This is a genomic window from Methylobacterium carpenticola, assembly GCF_042748905.1.
Taxonomy (GTDB): Bacteria; Pseudomonadota; Alphaproteobacteria; order Rhizobiales; family Beijerinckiaceae; genus Methylobacterium; species Methylobacterium carpenticola.
Genome location: NZ_JBHZEO010000001.1, coordinates 1,976,666 through 1,993,240 on the forward strand (window position 1 = coordinate 1,976,666; position 16,575 = coordinate 1,993,240).

General features: G+C 75.2%; 5 protein-coding genes. 2 read left to right on the plus strand and 3 right to left on the minus strand.

Annotated elements, in window-relative coordinates; genetic code table 11:
* The first annotated feature begins 100 nt into the window (after positions 1-100).
* Positions 101-892, plus strand: coding sequence for a thioesterase II family protein (locus ACE101_RS09450; protein WP_379128366.1), 792 nt, complete (start codon positions 101-103; stop codon positions 890-892).
* 111 nt (positions 893-1,003) lie between these two features.
* On the opposite strand, the gene ACE101_RS09455 is transcribed toward ACE101_RS09450, so the two are convergent.
* The gene (locus tag ACE101_RS09455; protein WP_379128368.1) at positions 1,004-1,525 is read right to left on the minus strand and encodes a sigma-70 family RNA polymerase sigma factor; all 522 of its coding nucleotides are present in this window, start codon (positions 1,523-1,525) and stop codon (positions 1,004-1,006) included.
* Between the two features lie 300 nt (positions 1,526-1,825).
* On the opposite strand from ACE101_RS09455, the gene ACE101_RS09460 reads away from it, so the two are divergent.
* Complete coding sequence (locus ACE101_RS09460; protein WP_379128371.1) at positions 1,826-2,611, plus strand: GNAT family N-acetyltransferase; 786 nt, start codon at positions 1,826-1,828, stop codon at positions 2,609-2,611.
* Positions 2,612-2,753: 142 nt separating this feature from the next.
* Here the strand turns inward: ACE101_RS09460 and ACE101_RS09465 are convergent, their stop codons facing one another.
* Positions 2,754-6,845: a non-ribosomal peptide synthetase gene (locus tag ACE101_RS09465; protein ID WP_379128373.1), complete on the minus strand. Its 4,092-nt coding sequence runs from the start codon at positions 6,843-6,845 to the stop codon at positions 2,754-2,756.
* A 12-nt stretch (positions 6,846-6,857) separates the two neighbouring features.
* Positions 6,858-16,535, minus strand: coding sequence for a non-ribosomal peptide synthetase (locus ACE101_RS09470; protein ID WP_379128376.1), 9,678 nt, complete (start codon positions 16,533-16,535; stop codon positions 6,858-6,860).
* Positions 16,536-16,575 lie beyond the last annotated feature (40 nt).

The following is a 16,575-nucleotide window of genomic DNA, read 5'->3' on the forward strand; positions in this document are numbered from 1 at the left end:
CGGACAAAAGACCGATTTTCGACCGCGCTCTTGTCCGATCGCCGCGGCGGACATATCGGCAATTCGTTCCCGTCCGCCGCCGTCAGAGCCGAGACCGCCCTTGCCGCCCGCGTCCGCCCCCCGGCCGTCCCCGCTCGTCTTCGGGCGCCGTCCCCGCAACCCGGCCGCCGCCGTTCGGCTCGTCTGCCTCCCCTTCGCGGGCGGGAGCGCCACGGCCTATGCCGGAATCGAGGCCGCGCTCGCGGATGTCGCCGAGGTCCGCACGGCGGAGCTGCCGGGGCGCGGGATGCGCTTCGGCGAGGCCTTCGCCACCGACCTCACCGTCCTGGCCGCGCAGATCGCCGCCGCGGTCCTGGCGATGCCGGATCCCGGCAAACCGCTCGTCCTGTTCGGCCATTCGATGGGGGCGCTCCTCGCCCACGAGATCGCGCGGGCGCTGGCGCGGCAGGAGAACCCGCCGCGCCATCTCGTCCTCAGCGGCGCCCCGGCGCCCCAGCGCCGCTCCGCCGCCGCGCGACGGGCGCTGGCGGAGGAGACGCGGACCGATGCCGGGCTGGTGGCGCGCATGCGGCGCCTCGGCGGCACGCCGCCCGAGATCTTCGCGCAGCCCGACCTCCTCGCGCTCGTCCTGCCGGTGCTGCGGGCCGATTACGCGCTCGTCGCCGGCTACGCCCCGCCGGCCCTGCCGCCCCTGGCGGTGCCCGCCACCCTCCTCGGCGGCACCGAGGATGCGGAGACGCCGCCCGCGGACCTCGTCGCCTGGGCCGATGGGCTCGCGGGCTCCGTCGCGGTGGAGTTCTGGCCGGGCGGCCACTTCTTCATCCGGCCGAACGAGGCACGGCTCGCGGCCCTCCTGCGCGCCGCGATCCGGACGGCGGCCGGGGGGCCGTGAGACGTCTCATACGGTTTCCGGATGATCGCTTCGCGATGCGGAAACCGGCCTCGCTCAGGCGCCGCGCGGGCTCGTGATACGGTTTCCGAAAGTGATCGTCCGGAAACCGGATCAGGCGGCGGCGGCGCGGCACAAAGCCGTCCCGTCGCGGATCATGACGTTCACCAGGGTCGGCGAGACGCCGATCTCGCGGGCGAGTTCCTTCTGCGGCACGCCGTCGATGCGGTGCGCGAGCAGGACGCGCCGCGTCCGGGCCGGGGTCGCCGAGAGGGCGGCCATCACGGCGCGCAGCGCCTCGCATTGCTCCAGGCGCTCCTGCGGGCAGGTGCAGGGCGCGATCACCGCATCGGCCTCGTCCGTGAAGCGGCAGCCCTCGCGGGCGGTGCGGCGGGCGCAATCGATGGCGGCGTTGCGCACCATGCGGCGCAGGTAGTGGAGCGGGGCGCCGATCCCGCCGCCGCCGCGCGCCTCGCAGAGCTTCACGGCGACCTCCTGAACCACATCCTCGGCGGAGGCCCGGTCCCTCAGGATCCGTGCCGCGTAGTCGACGAGGGTTCTCTGCTCGCGCACCAACGCGGCGAGCAGAGACGCGTCCTCCGGGACGGAGCCAGTCGAAGCGACTGTGCGTGTCATGAGCGGTCTTTCTCGGGCAGTCGGTCTCGTCGGTCGTGGACCGCGGCGATCGCGCCCCGTCTCCCGGCACCGAAAGCACGCGGGATGAGGCCGATTCCGATGGAGCGCCGGACCATGACGCTGACCCGCCATGAATATCAAGGGAAATCTCTAGATTTGATTCTATATTAGAGGAATTAAAATGTCATATTGATGTATTCACATCGTGTCTCGGCCAACTATGTGCATCCCCGACAAGCAAAACGGCCCTGTTGCCGGCGCATCACGAATGAAATCTCCTCCAAAAGGACGAGGGACGGCATGAGACGGTTCGCGTTCGCGGAATTGCTCGAGACCCATCTCCGGGTGCAGGCGGGCTGCTACGTCTCCGGCGTCGAGGCCGGGCCGGCGGGAGCGCGCTACCTGTGGTCGGGCAGGATCGCGGAGCCCGGCCTCAACCTCGCGGTCGGGACGGGCGATCTGGGCTGGGTCCGGGCGGTGGCGGGGCGACACGGCCGTCAGCCCGCCATCCTGGCGGCCGATGCCGCGGAGGCCGGGCGTTTCGACGGACACCCGGCCCTGCGGGCCGCCGTCCCGACCCGCTGGATGATCCGGCCCTGCGCGCCGGCCGGGGCGGCCGCTCTGCCGGGCGGCATGGCTGTCACGGTGGAGTGCGGCCCGGCGCCGGGCGAAGCCTACCTGTCCGTCTGCCGCGCGCTCTATCCGGACCCCGCGATCAACGCCGCAGCCGAGGCGGTCTACCTCCCGGTGCTGCGGGAGGCCCGCGCGGTCGAGGGCGTCGAGACGCACCACCTCACCCTGAGCCGGAACGGCCGGCCGGTGGCCTGCGCCTCGGTCTACCGGAGGGGCGATCTCGCGGGCCTCTACAATGTCGGCACCCGGGCGGAGGAGCAGGGGCGCGGCCTCGGCGCCCTCGCGACCCGCCTCGCGGTCCGGATCGCCGGGGCGGCCGGGGCCGCGGCGCTGATGCTGCAATGCCGAGCCGGCACGCATGTGGAGCGGCTCTATGCCGGGCTCGGCTTCACGGTGGCGGAAAGCCCGAGCCTTCTCGTCTTCGCGGCGGATCGGGAGCCGGAGGAGGGCTGATACGGTTTCCGGACGATCACTTTCGGAAACCGGATCACGAGCCCGCGCGGCGCCTGAGCGAGGCCGGTTTCCGCATCGCGAAGCGATCATCCGGAAACCGTATGAGGCGCCGGCGGGGGCGTCCGGGCGCTCGGCCCGGACCTCACGCCGCCCGGTCCGGCCGCCCGGCCGGTGCCGCCAGACGGGCCGCGAAGCTGTCGTGGAACTGCGCCGAATCGACGATGGCCCGGTGGCTCACGCCGGGGATCACGTCGGTGCTGAGCACGCGCCGCGAGTAGCGCGTCCAGTCGACGTGATTGAGCCCGCGGGCGATCGATTCTCCCGCCAGCCAGACCCGGATCGGGCAGTCGAACGGCTCGGCCCGGTAGCGTCGGTACAGGATCGTGTTGTCGACGAAGGTCCAGAGTTCGTATTCCTTGCTGCCGATGGCGGGGCCGTCGGCGGGCAGCGGGCCGGTCGCCTTCACGTAGGCGAGGAACTGCGCCTCCAGCTCCGCGTCCATGCGGCGGAAGAGATCCTCCCAATCGGCCCGCATGGGCGAGCGTTCGAGCCAGGCCGCCACCGTCTCCTGCAGGTGGCGCGTCTCGCCGGGCGACAGGCCGGGCAGCGCGCCGACCGCGAAGGTCGTGTCGAGGGCGCAGACATCGAGCATGCCGACGAAGCCGAGGTCGATCTCGCTCCCCAGCATCCGGGCCGCCTCGTAGGCGAGGACCCCACCCCAGGACCAGCCGAGCAGGGTGCAGGGCCGGCCCCGGCACTCGTCGCGGATGGTCTCCGCGTAGCGGGCCGCGATGGCCTCCACCGACACGAAGCTCTTGCGGGCCTCCGTCAGCGAGTAGCAGACGAAGCCCGTCACCGGCTGGTCCGGCCCGAGACGGCGCACGAGCGGCGCGTATTCGCGGGTGTTCACCATCAGGCCGGGGAAGCAGTAGAGCATGGGCCGCTCCCCGCTGCGGCTCAGGCGCACCACCTGCGCCGTCCCGACATCGTCCGCCGTGAGGGCCGCGGCCAGGGTCTCGACGGTCTGGTTGTTGAACAGGTCGGCGATGGTGGGGCTGCGGTCCGGAAAGGCGGCGGAGAGGGCGCCGAGAACCCGCAGCGCCAGGAGCGAGTTGGCGCCGGCCTCGAAGACATTCCGGTCGGGCGCGATGGAGGTCAGCCCCAGCGCCTCCGCCCAGATCCTCGCGACCACCGCCTCCGTCGCGCTCAACGCGCGCTGCCCCACCCCCGCATCCTCTTCCCCGGACGGATCCGGCAGCGCTGACCGGTCCAGCTTCCCGTTCGCCGTCAGCGGCAGGCCATCCAAAGCCACGATCCGCCACGGAACCATGTAGTCCGGCAGGCGCCGCGCCAGCTCCGCCCGCAGCGCCCCCGCATCAACCCGCGCCCCCGCCGCCGCCACCACGTACCCCACCAGACGGCCCCCGCCCGGGCCCGCCTTCACCGCAGCCGCCGCTCCCGACACCGTCTCCTGCGCCAGAAGCGCCGCCTCGACCTCCCCCAGCTCGATCCGGAACCCCCGCAGCTTCACCTGCGCGTCCGCCCGCCCCAGATACTCAACCGTCCCGTCCCCCCGCCACCGCGCCAGGTCCCCGGTCCGGTACAGCCGCGACCCCGGCGCCCCGTACGGGTCCGGCAGGAACCGCGCCGCCGTCTGGCCCGGCCCGCCCAGGTAGCCCCGCGCCAGACCCGTCCCCGCGAGGTACAGCTCCCCCGTCACCCCCACCGGCACCGGTTCGAGCCAGGCGTCCAGGATCAGCGCCCGCCGCGACCCCACCGCCCGGCCGATCGGCGCATAGGCGCCCTCCACCGCCGCTTCCGGTCCCACCTTCCAGACCAGGGGCGAGATCACCGTCTCGGTCGGGCCGTAGCCGTTGATCAGGAAGCGCGGCGACAATGCCCGGCTCACCAGCGCCAGGCTCTCGCGCGAGAGCGCCTCCCCGCCGCAGGCATAGGAGCGCGGCGACGGCGCCGGGCCGGCGGCGGCCTCCAGCGCCAGCGCGTGCATGTAGGCGGTGGGAAAGCCCGCATGGGTGACGCCGTGGCGCTCCATGGCGGCGAGCGCCTCGCGGGGCGACCACAGCCCGTCGGGCTTGAGCACGACGGCGCCCCCGAAGGCGAGCGGCACCATCCAGCGCTCGTGGGCGCCGTCGAAGCTCATCGACAGGACGTGCAGCTCGCGGGTTCCGGGTCCGGTCTCGTAGACGGCGCCGGTGGCGCGGACATGCATGGCCAGCGGCCCGTGCGGGACGGCGACGCCCTTGGGCGCGCCGGTCGAGCCGGAGGTGAAGATGACGTAGGCGAGCTGGTCGGGGTGGAGGGGGATGGCGGGTGCGGTGGCGGGCTCGGCGGCGAGGTCGAGGGTGTCGAGTTCGAGGATCTCGGGCCCGTCGGGCAGGCGGGGCCGGGTGGCGGTGTCGGTGAGGAGGAGGGGGGCGCTCGCTTGATCGATGAGGGCGCGGAGACGGGCCTGGGGGAGGGCGGGATCGAGGGGGAGGAAGGCGGCGCCGGCGCGCAGGACGGCGAGGAAGGCGGCGATCTGGGTGGCGGAGCGGGGGAGGGCGACGGCGATGCGGGTCTCCGGGGGGAGGCCGCGGCGGGCGATGATGTGGGCGATGCGGTTGGCGCGGGCGTCGAGGTCGGCGAAGGAGGTGGTGTGGTCGCCGGCGATGATGGCGGGGGCGTGGGGATCGGCGGCGGCGGCCCGGGCGATGAGGTCGGGCAGGAGGGCGTCGGCGAGGGGGAGGGGGCCGGGATGGGGGGCCGAGAGGCGGGTGCGCGCCTCGGCCGGAACCAGCGGCAGCGTCGCGAGGGGGCGGGACGGATCGGCGATGGCTCCGGACACGAGGAGCAGGAACCCGTCGCGCAGGCGCTCCATCGTCGCGCGCTGGAACAGGTCGCGGGCGTAGCCGAAGGTGCCGTGCAGCCCGCCCTCGGCCGTCTCCACCGTCTCGAGGACGAGATCGAACTGGATCCCCCCGGTCTCGCGGCCGAACGGCTCCACCGACAGCCCGGCCACAAGGCGGGGCGAGGGGCCGTCGATCCGGTGGCTGTGCATGACCTGGACGAGGGGCGTGTGGCTGACGCTGCGGCGGGTCTGCAGGGCCTCGACGAGGCGCTCGAAGGGCAGATCCTGGTGCGCCTGCGCGTCGATCATGGCCGCGCGCACCGCGCGAACGAGATCGAGGATGCTCGCCGCCGGATCGACCGCGACCCGGATCGCCAGGGTGTTCACGAACAGCCCGACGAGGTGCTCGGTCTCGGGCCGGTTGCGGTTGGCCACCGGGACGCCGATGCGCAGGTCCCGCTCCCCGGTCAGGCGCTGGAGCAGCAGGGCGAGGGCGGCGAACAGCACCATGGCGGTGGTGGCGCCGGCCGCCTGCGCGAGGGCGCGCAGGCCGGAGGCCAGGGCGGGCTCCACCGCGAAGGAGACGGCCGCACCGCGAAAGCTCTGCACCGCGGGCCGCGGCCGGTCGGTGGGCAGCGGGATCACCGGATCGCCCGTGCCGAGGCGCGCGCGCCAGCCGTCGAGCTGGCGCTCGCCCTCGCCCGCCTCCAGCCAGTCGCGCTGCCAGCGGGCGTAATCCGGATAGGCGATGGGAAGAGGCGGCAGTTCGGCCGCCGGCCCCTCGGCGTAGAGCCGCATCAGGTCGGACAGCAGGATCTCGACGGAGCGCCCATCCGAGATCAGGTGGTGCATGGTGATGAGCAGGACGTGGCTATCCGCGGCGAGGCGGACGAGCCGCACGCGCAGGAGCGGCGGCGCGGCGAGATCGAAGGGCGCCCGCGCCTCCTCGCGCGAGAGCGCCGCCAAACGCTCCTCCTGCGCTCCGGCCGGCAGATCGCCGAGATCGTCCATCCGCAGCGGCGTCGCGACGGCCGCCCGCGTGACCGCCTCGACCCGCTCGCCATCCCCGGCGCGGAACCCCGTGCGCAGGCTCGGATGCCGGGCGACGAGGGCGGCGAGCGCCCGCTCCAGGGCGGCGCGGTCGAGGGGGCCGGCGAGGCGCAGGCCGCCCGCGATATGGAGGAGGGCCGGATCGCCCCCCATCCGACCGATCGTCCAGAGGCGGTCCTGGGCATAGGAGAGCGGGGAGGCCCCATCCTCCGCGGGAACGATCGGCAGGCGCGCGAAATCGATCCCGCGCTCGGCGAGCGCGGCGAGGAAGAGCCGGCGCTTCTCCGGCGGCAGGCGGCTGAAGCGGCGGCTGAGGTCGGCGGCTTGATCGGTCACGCGAGCGTTCACTCAGGTCTCCAGATCGGCGAGGAGATCGTCCATGGCGGCGAGGTCGGCGGCCCGGCTCTCGTCGGCCCCCGTCTCCGGGACGGCGATGGCCTGGGCGAGCCCGCGCAGGGTCTGCGCCTCGAACAGGGTGCGGATCGGCACGCTCGTCCCGAGGCGCTGGCTCGCCCGCATGGCGACCTGCGCCGCCGTGAGGGAATGGCCGCCGAGGGCGAAGAAGTTGTCGTCCCGGCCGATGGCGGGGATGTCCAGCACCTCCCGCCAGATCGCCGCCAGAGCCTGCTCCACCGGCCCCTCGGGGGGGGCGGAGCCGGCCTCCGGCCCCGCCACCGGCGCCGGCAGGGCGGCCGCGTCGAGCTTGCCGTTGGGGGTGAGCGGCAGGTGAGGCACCGCCACCACATGGGCCGGGACCATGTGCTCGGGCAGGCGCCGCGCGAGGGCCCGGCGCAGGGCCGCGCCGTCGAGCCCGGTGCCGACCGCGTAGGCGACGAGCTGCCTGCCCCCCGCGCCATTCCGCAGGAGGACGGCGGCATCCGCCACGCCCGGCTCGGCGCGGAGCGCCGCGGCGATCTCGCCGGTCTCGATCCGGAAGCCGCGCAGCTTCACCTGCCCGTCCGCCCGGCCCAGATAGGCGAGGCTGCCGTCCGGCCGGCGCAGGGCGAGGTCGCCGCTGCGGTAGAGCCGCGCCCCCGGCGGGCCGAAGGGATCGGGCACGAAGCGCGCCGCCGTGAGGCCGGGGCGCCCGAGATAGCCCTGCGCGAGGCCCGCCCCGCCGACATGGATCTCCCCCGGGACGCCGTCCGGCACGGGATCGAGATTCGCGTCGAGGAGGTGCAGGACGAGGTCGGGCAGGGCCTCGCCGATGGGGCTCACCGCCGCGGCGGCATCGGACGCGGCGAGGGGCCGGAGCGTCACGTGCACGGTCGTCTCGGTGATGCCGTACATGTTGACGAGGCGGGGCGCCGCATCGCCGAACCGGGCGAACCAGGGCGCCAGCGCGGCAACATCCAGGGCCTCGCCGCCGAAGATGACCGCGCGCAGGCGCAGGTCCGGCGCCCGGCGCCGGCCGAGGGCGGCTTGCATCAGCGGCCGGAAGGCGGAGGGCGTCTGGTTGAGGATCGTGACCTCCTCGGCGACGAGGAGGTCGAGGAAGGCGTCGGCGGTGCGGGCGACGTCGCGCGGCACGACGACGAGCCGCCCGCCATGGCAGAGCGCGCCGAAGATCTCCCAGACGGAGAAGTCGAAGCCGTAGGCGTGGAAGAGCGTCCAGACGTCGGCCGCGCCGAAGCGGAAGGCCGCTTCCGTCGTCGTCAGGAGCCGGGCCACGTTGGCGTGCGTGACGACGACGCCCTTCGGCCGCCCGGTGGAGCCGGAGGTGTAGATCACGTAGGCCGGCTGATCGGGATGGGGCGCGTCCGGCAGGGCGACGATCTCGGTCTCGTCCGGGAGCGGCCCGTCGAGCCGGATCGCCCGCGGAACCCCCGACGCGGGAGCGGGCAGGAGATCGTGCAGGCCCGCCGCGACCAACACGTGCCGGGCTCCCGAATCCGCCAGCATGAAGGCCAGCCGCTCGGCCGGGTAGCCCGGATCGAGGGGCAGGTAGCCGGCCCCGCTCTCGAGGATGGCGAGCAGGCCCACCACGAGGTCGATGGAGCGCTCGGCGCAGATTCCGACGAGGTCGCCGGGCCGCACGCCCTCGCGCACGAGGCGGCGGGCGAGGCGCGCGGCGCGGGATGCGAGCTCCGCGTAGGTGATCCGCTCGGTCCCGCAGGTCACCGCGACGGCATCGGGGCGGCGGCGCGCCTGCTCGGCGATCCGCCGGTGGATCGCCGGCTCGGCCGGCGCGGGACGAACGGCGCGAGCGCGGGCGCGGGACGCCGCGACCTCCTCCGGCAGGGCGAGACCGAGGGCGCCGAGGGGGTCCCCGGCCCCGCTCACGAGGGCGTCGAGCGCGTGCAGCATCTGCGCGGCGAGCCGCGCCACCTCGGAGCCCGCGATCAGCGCCCGGTCCGCGCTCCAGCTCAGGCGGGGCGCGTCGTCGAGGAGGACCGAGAGCGTCAGCGGGACGTCGGTGGCCTCCAGCGTGGTGACCGGGCCGAGGCGCAGCCCCCCGAGCCTGCGCTCGCGGACGATCGCGTCGAGGGGGTAGTTCTCCACCACCAGCAGGCTGTCGAAGAGCGGCTGCCCGCTGCGTCCCGCCCAGGCCTGGATGTCGACGAGCGGCGCGAGGCCGTGCTCGCGCAACGCCGCCGCCTCGGCCTGAAGGCCGCGCAGCCAGTCGCCCAGATCCGCCTGTCCGGGCAGCGCGACGCGGCGCGGCACGGTGTTGATGAACAGGCCGAGCACCGCGTGCATGTCCCGATCCTCGGGCGGGCGGCCCGAGACCGTGATCCCGAACGCGACGTCCGCGCGGCCGGTGAAGCGACCGAGGGTGAGGGCCCAGGCCGCCTCGAACAGGGTCGCGACGGTCACCCGCTCACGGCGGGCGAGAGCGTGCAGGCGTTCCGCCCGCGCCGCGCCGAGATCCGTCTCGATGACCGCGTGCCCCCTTGCCCCCGCCTCGCCGGAGAGGGCGGGGACGAGGAGGGTCGGCGCGTCGAGGGAGGCGAGGCTGGCGGTCCAGAACGCCGCATCGGCGGTGCGGTCGCGCTGGCTCAGCGCCGCGACGTGGTCGCGGAACAGGCGGGCCGGCGGCGCTACCGCCTCGCCCGCGTAGGTGCGCAGCACCTCGGAGACGAGACGGGCATTGCTCCAGCCGTCGAGCAGGAGGTGGTGGCAGGTCCAGATCAGGTGATGGCGCCCGCGCCCGAGATCCACGAGCAGGAGCCGCATCAGGGGCGGTGCCGCGAGGTCGAAGCCGCGCGCCCGCTCGGTCGCGGCGAGCCGCGCGAGATCCGGCTCGGCCGCGTCCGGGCGAGCGAGCCGGGTGACCGGCAGCTCGGCCGCGGCGTGCACCACCTGGAGCGGCGCGTCGAGGTCGCCGGTCCACAGGAAGCCCGTGCGCAGGATCGGGTGGCGCGCCACGGCCGCCCGCCACGCCGCGAGGAAACGGTCCGGGTCGAGCCCCTCGATGGCGACGCTCAGCTGGTTGACGTAGAGGCCGGATTCCGGCGCGGCGAGGGCGTGGAACAGGATGCCGGCCTGCGTCGGCGTCGGCGGATAGAGGTCGCTCACCGCACGCGGGTCGAGCCGCAACCCGTCGAGCCGGGCCGGGTCGAGGCCGGCGAGCGGCACGTCGGACGGGGTGAGCGCCCCGGCTCCGGGAGCGTCGCCGTGATCGGCCAGGGCGACGAGTTCCGCCCGCAGCCCCTCGGCGAAGGCCGCCATGGTCTCGGGGCGGAAGCGCGCGCCGCTGTAGCTCAGGCGCAGGCTCAGCGCGCCGTCACGGACGAGGCTGTCGATGGTGAGTGCGGCGCCGAGCGGCGCCTCCGGATCGGCACAGAGGCGCATCGCCTCCGCATCGAGCGCGAACAGGCCGCCCGCCCCCGTCCCGGCGACGCTGCCGAGATGGTTGAAGGTGACCGGCGGCACCGGCAGGGCGGCGAGCCGCGCCCGCGCAGCCTCCGGGCCGCCCTGGCGCAGGAGGCCGAAATCCCGCCCGTCGCCGGGCAGCGCGCGCAGCGCCTCCTTCACCGCCTTGCAATCCCCGGCGAGGTCGCCCGCGGTTTCGAGGCGCACCGGCACCAGCGTGGTGAACCAGCCGATCGCCCGGTCGAGGGGCAGGGCCGCGTCGTCGCGGCCGTGGCGCTCCACGGTGACGGACAGCGCCCGCTCCCCCGTCCAGGCCGCGACCGCCCGGGCGAGGCCGGTCAGCAGCATGGCGTCGAGGCGCATGCGATAGGCCGCGCAGGTCCGCTCCAGCCGGGCCGTCAGGCCGGCGTCGAGGTGCAGGCGGATCTCCCGCGCGACGCGGTGCGTGGCGGCGCCGTCGGGATCGTCGGCGGGAAGGAGCGCGCCGGGCCCCGCGAGGGATGCGGCCCACCGCCCGGCGGCCTCCTCCGGCAGGCGCGCCGCGCGTGCAGCGAGGTGCTGCGCCCAGGCCCGGAAGGGCGTCGCGGGGGGCAGCTCCGCCCGCGCATCGGCGTAGAGGCGTTCGAGATCCGCCACCAGGATGCGCCAGGACACGGCATCGACCACGAGGTGATGCGCCGTGAGAAGGAGGCGCGGAGCCGCCCCCGGCACGTGCGCCGCCACGGCGGCGAAGACCCGGCCGCTCGCCAGATCCAGGCTCGCCTCGGCCGCCCGGAAGCGCGCGCGCATCTCGGCCTCCGAGGCCGCCTCGACGAGGCTCAGCGGATCGGGCAGGCCGTCCAGCGGGACCGGGGCCTGCTGCCAGGTCCCGTGCCCGTCGCGGGTGAAGGCGAGGCGCAACGCCTCGTGATGCCCGATCAGGCGCCGCAGCGCTTCGGCCAGCCGGGCGGAATCGAGGGGCGCCGTGGTCGTCAGCTCGATGGACTGGTTCCAATGGTCGCGCCGCGGCACGGACGTGCCCATGAACCAGGCCTGGATCGGCGTCAGCGGCGCCGGCCCCTCCGGCGCGGGCAGGGCGGCGGCTCCCGCGACGGGCCGCAGCACGCGGGCGAGGGCGGCCACGGTCTGGTGCTCGAAGATCTCGCGCGGGCTTGCGGAAAGGCCCGCCTCGCGCAGCCGCGCGACGATCTGGAGGCTGAGGATCGAGTCGCCCCCGGCCTCGAAGAAGTTCCGGTCGGGCGCGATGGAGGTCAGCCCCAGCGCCTCCGCCCAGATCCTCGCGACCACCGCCTCCGTCGCGCTCAACGCGCGCTGCCCCACCCCCGCATCCTCTTCCCCGGACGGATCCGGCAGCGCTGACCGGTCCAGCTTTCCGTTCGCCGTCAGCGGCAGGCCATCCAAAGCCACGATCCGCCACGGAACCATGTAGTCCGGCAGGCGCCGCGCCAGCTCCGCCCGCAGCGCCCCCGCATCCACCCGCGCCCCCGCCGCCGCCACCACGTACCCCACCAGACGGCCCCCGCCCGGGCCCGCCTTCACCGCAGCCGCCGCTCCCGACACCGTCTCCTGCGCCAGAAGCGCCGCCTCGACCTCCCCCAGCTCGATCCGGAACCCCCGCAGCTTCACCTGCGCGTCCGCCCGCCCCAGATACTCAACCGTCCCGTCCCCCCGCCACCGCGCCAGGTCCCCGGTCCGGTACAGCCGCGATCCCGGCGCCCCGTACGGGTCCGGCAGGAACCGCGCCGCCGTCTGGCCCGGCCCGGCCAGGTAGCCCCGCGCCAGACCCGTCCCCGCGAGGTACAGCTCCCCCGTCACCCCCACCGGCACCGGTTCGAGCCAGGCATCCAGGATCAGCGCCCGCCGCGACCCCACCGCCCGGCCGATCGGCGCATAGGCGCCCTCCACCGCTGCCTCCGGTCCCACCTTCCAGACCAGGGGCGAGATCACCGTCTCGGTCGGGCCGTAGCCGTTGATCAGGAAGCGCGGCGACAATGCCCGGCTCACCAGCGCCAGGCTCTCGCGCGAGAGCGCCTCCCCGCCGCAGGCATAGGAGCGCGGCGACGGCGCCGGGCCGGCGGCGGCCTCCAGCGCCAGCGCGTGCATGTAGGCGGTGGGAAAGCCCGCATGGGTGACGCCGTGGCGCTCCATGGCGGCGAGCGCCTCGCGGGGCGACCACAGCCCGTCGGGCTTGAGCACGACGGCGCCCCCGAAGGCGAGCGGCACCATCCAGCGCTCGTGGGCGCCGTCGAAGCTCATCGACAGGACGTGCAGCTCGCGGGTTCCGGGTCCGGTCTCGTAGACGGCGCCGGTGGCGCGGACATGCATGGCCAGCGGCCCGTGCGGGACGGCGACGCCCTTGGGCGCGCCGGTCGAGCCGGAGGTGAAGATGACGTAGGCGAGCTGGTCGGGGTGGAGGGGGATGGCGGGTGCGGTGGCGGGCTCGGCGGCGAGGTCGAGGGTGTCGAGTTCGAGGATCTCGGGCCCGTCGGGCAGGCGGGGCCGGGTGGCGGTGTCGGTGAGGAGGAGGGGGGCGCTCGCTTGATCGATGAGGGCGCGGAGACGGGCCTGGGGGAGGGCGGGATCGAGGGGGAGGAAGGCGGCGCCGGCGCGCAGGACGGCGAGGAAGGCGGCGATCTGGGTGGCGGAGCGGGGGAGGGCGACGGCGATGCGGGTCTCCGGGGGGAGGCCGCGGCGGGCGATGATGTGGGCGATGCGGTTGGCGCGGGCGTCGAGGTCGGCGAAGGAGGTGGTGTGGTCGCCGGCGATGATGGCGGGGGCGTGGGGATCGGCGGCGGCGGCCCGGGCGATGAGGTCGGGCAGGAGGGCGTCGGCGAGGGGGAGGGGACCGGGATGGGGGGCCGAGAGGCGGGTGCGCGCCTCGGCCGGAACCAGCGGCAGCGTCGCGAGGGGGCGCTCGCCATCCCCGGCGAGACCGGCGAGCAGCGCCCGGAAGCCCTCCTCGAAGCGCGCGATGGTCTCGCGATCGAACAAGGCCTCGGCATACGCGAAGGTGCCCGCGAGCGCGCCGTCCTCCTCGGCGACCTCCAGCACGAGGTCGTAGGGCGGTTCGCCGGTATCCTGGCCGAAGGCCTCCAGGGCGAGCCCCGCCGCGTGGCCGAGCGCGCCGAGCCCGGCCGGCTGCTGGCTGATCATGACCTGTGCGAAGGGAGCGCGCCCGGCGACGCGCTCCGGCTGGAGCGCCTCGACGAGGCGCTCGAAGGGGAGATCCTGGCGCGCCTGCACCGCGGTGAGGGCGGTCCAGACCTCCCCCAGGAAGTCCCGCCCGCTCCGCGCCGGATCGACGCGCAGCGGCACCACCAGCGTGTTGACGAAGACGCCGACCAGATCCTCGGTCCCCGGCCGGTGGCGGCCGGCCACCGGCATGGCGATGCGCAGGTCGCGCGCACCGCCGAACCGGTGCAGAACCAGCGCGAAGGCCGCGAAGAGCACCGCGAAGGGCGAGGCGCCGCGGGCGCGCGCCTCCTCCCGCACCCGGCGGCTCATCTCCGCGCCGATGGCGAAGCGGTGGCGCAGCACCCGCCCGCCCGGCGCGCGGGGGCGGTCGCTCAGGGCGAGGTCCGGCTGCGGCCCGCCGAGGCGCTCCCGCCACCACGCGAGATCCTCCGGCGCCTCCGCCTCGGCACGCTGGCGGATCGCGAGGTCCGCGGGCTGGATGGTGAGCGCCGGCAGGGCGGCCTCCCGTCCCTCGGCGGCGGCGGCGTAGAGGGCGGGCCACTCGCGCAGCAGCACCCGCATCGACCAGCCGTCCGAGACGATGTGGTGCATCGTCACGAACAGGACGTGGCGCTCCGCCGCGAGCCGGACCAGCCGGAAGCGCGCCAGGGCGCCGCCGTCGAGATCGAAGGGCTGCGCGGCTTCGTCCCGGCCGATCCCGGCGAGCGCCGCCGCGCGCTCCTCCTCGGCGAGGTCCGCGAGGTCGGTGACGGGCAGGTCCAGATCCGCGGCCGGCGCGATCCGCTGCTCGGCCCGTCCATCGGCGCGCCGCCGCAGCCGCGTGCGGAACGCCTCGTGCCGGGCGACCAGCCCTGCGAGGGCGACGGCGAGGGCGGCGCGGTCGAGGGGGCCGTCGAGGCGAAGGCCGCCGGCGATGTGGTGCCGGACGCCGTCGCCGAACTCCGCCTCGAACCACAGGCGCTCCTGGCTGAAGGACAGAGGCAGCGCCCCGTCCCGGGAGGCGGCCGGGCTGCCGATGGCGTCGGGGGCGGAAGCCGCGAGGCGGTCGACCGCCGCGGCCAGCTCGCCGAGGCGCGGATGGGCGAAGAGCGTCGGGGCCGGCACGACCCGCCCCGTCGCGGCGCGGATCGCCGCGATGAGCCGGATCGCCGCGACGGAATCGCCGCCCAGCGCGAAGAAATGGCTCTCCCGGCCCGGCGCCTCGGAACCCAGGATCTCGGTCCAGAGGCGGGCGAGCAGGGCCTCGGTCGGCGTGAGCGCCGCCGCCGGGACGGGCGCCGGAGCGGGCCCGCCGACGAGCCGGCCGTCCTCGATCACCGCGTAGGAATCGAGGGAGCCGGCCTCCCAGCCGCGCCGGGTCGCCGCGCGCTGGATCTTGCCGCTCGACGTGCGCGGCAGCCCGCCCGGGTTGAGCAGCACGACCACGCGGGCGGTCTCGAGGAAGGCCTCCGCCACCGACTCGGCCACCAGGGCGGCGAGGGCGCGCGGCTCCACCAGCTTCTGGACGGCGCGCGAGACCTCCACGGCGACGCCGATGCCCTCGCGCCCGTCGCGCTCCACCGCGAAGGCGGCGATGCGGCCCTGGCGCAGGATCTCGACGCCCGCCTCGACGGCGGCCTCGACGTCCTGCGGATACACGTTCTGGCCGCGCAGGATGATCAGGTCCTTGGCGCGCCCGACCAGGAACAGCCGGCCCGCATGCAGGAAGCCGAGATCCCCGGTCCGCAGGGTGCGCCGGCCGTCGACGGTCACGAAGGCCGCCTCGGTCGCCGCCGGGTTGCGCCAGTAGCCGCGGGCGAGGCTCGGCCCGGAGACCAGCACCTCGCCGATGGTGCCGTCGGGCAGCGGGCCGCCGTCCGGGGCGGCGATGCGGATCGGGTGGTCGGGCTGCGCGACGCCGCAATCCACGAGGCGGGTGCCCGCCTGCGCCGGCACCGCCCGGCCCCGCGCCAGCGTCGCGGGGTCGAGATCGAGGCTCAGCATCCCCTCGCCGCGCCGGCCCGTCGACACGAACAGGGTCGCCTCGGCGAGGCCGTAGCAGGGCCTGAGCGCGCGCGCGTCGAGGCCGGCGGCGGCGAAGCGCCCGGCGAAGGCGGCCATCGTGCCCGCGCGCACCATCTCGGAGCCCGCGAAGGCGAGCTGCCAGCACGACAGGTCGAGGCGGTCCGCCGCCGCGTCGTCGATCCGGTCGAGGCAGAGGCGGAACGCGAAATCGGGGCCGCCGCTCACCGTGCCGCGGAAGCGGTCGACCGCCTCCAGCCAGCGGATCGGCCGGCCGAGGAAGTGCTTGGGCGACATCAGCACGGCGGGGAAGCCGGTATGGATCGGCTGGAGCAGGCCGCCGATCAGGCCCATGTCGTGGTAGAGCGGCAGCCAGCTCACCATGACGTCGCGGGGCCCGAGGCCGAAGCCGTCGCGGATCAGGCGCTCGTTGGCGATCAGGTTGGCGTGCGTGACCACGACGCCCTTCGGGCTGGCGGTGGAGCCCGACGTGTATTGCAGGAAGGCCGCCGCCTCCGGATCCGGCGCCGTCTCGCGCCACGCCGCCGCCTCCGCGGTGGCGATCGCCTCGACGGCGAGGATGTGCGCCGGGCCGGCGGCCGGCACGCCCGCGACGCCGTCGCGATGCGCGAGGATCACCGCCGGCTCGGCATCGGCGATGACCGCGGCGATCCGGGCCTGATGCTGGGCGCGGCGCGGCTCGGGCGGGAACAGGGGCACGGCGATCAGCCCGGCATAGAGGCAGCCGAAGAAGCCGGCGACGTAGTCGAGTCCGGTCTCCAGCATCAGGCAGACCCGGTCGCCGGGCGCGGCCAGGGCTTGCAGGCGGGCGGCGATGGCCCGGCTGCGCCGGTCCAGGGCCGCGTAGTCGAGCTGCACCTCGCCGGCTTCCGGATCGTCGAGGAAGCGCAGGGCCGGCACCGCGGGATGGTTCGCGGCGAGCCAGCGCAGATGGCGGACGAAGTCCGTCGCGGTCGGGGCCTCGATCGGCTCGCGCTGCACTCCGTCGGTCATCGGGCGTCCTGTCTCGGCTTCGGTCTCGGATGCGGGGCGG

Coding starts and splice junctions, on each gene's coding strand:
- ACE101_RS09455 (WP_379128368.1), bottom strand. CDS start 1,525: ATGACACGCACAGTCGCTTCGACTGGCTCCGTCCCGGAGGACGCGTCT.
- ACE101_RS09460 (WP_379128371.1), top strand. CDS start 1,826: ATGAGACGGTTCGCGTTCGCGGAATTGCTCGAGACCCATCTCCGGGTG.
- ACE101_RS09470 (WP_379128376.1), bottom strand. CDS start 16,535: ATGACCGACGGAGTGCAGCGCGAGCCGATCGAGGCCCCGACCGCGACG.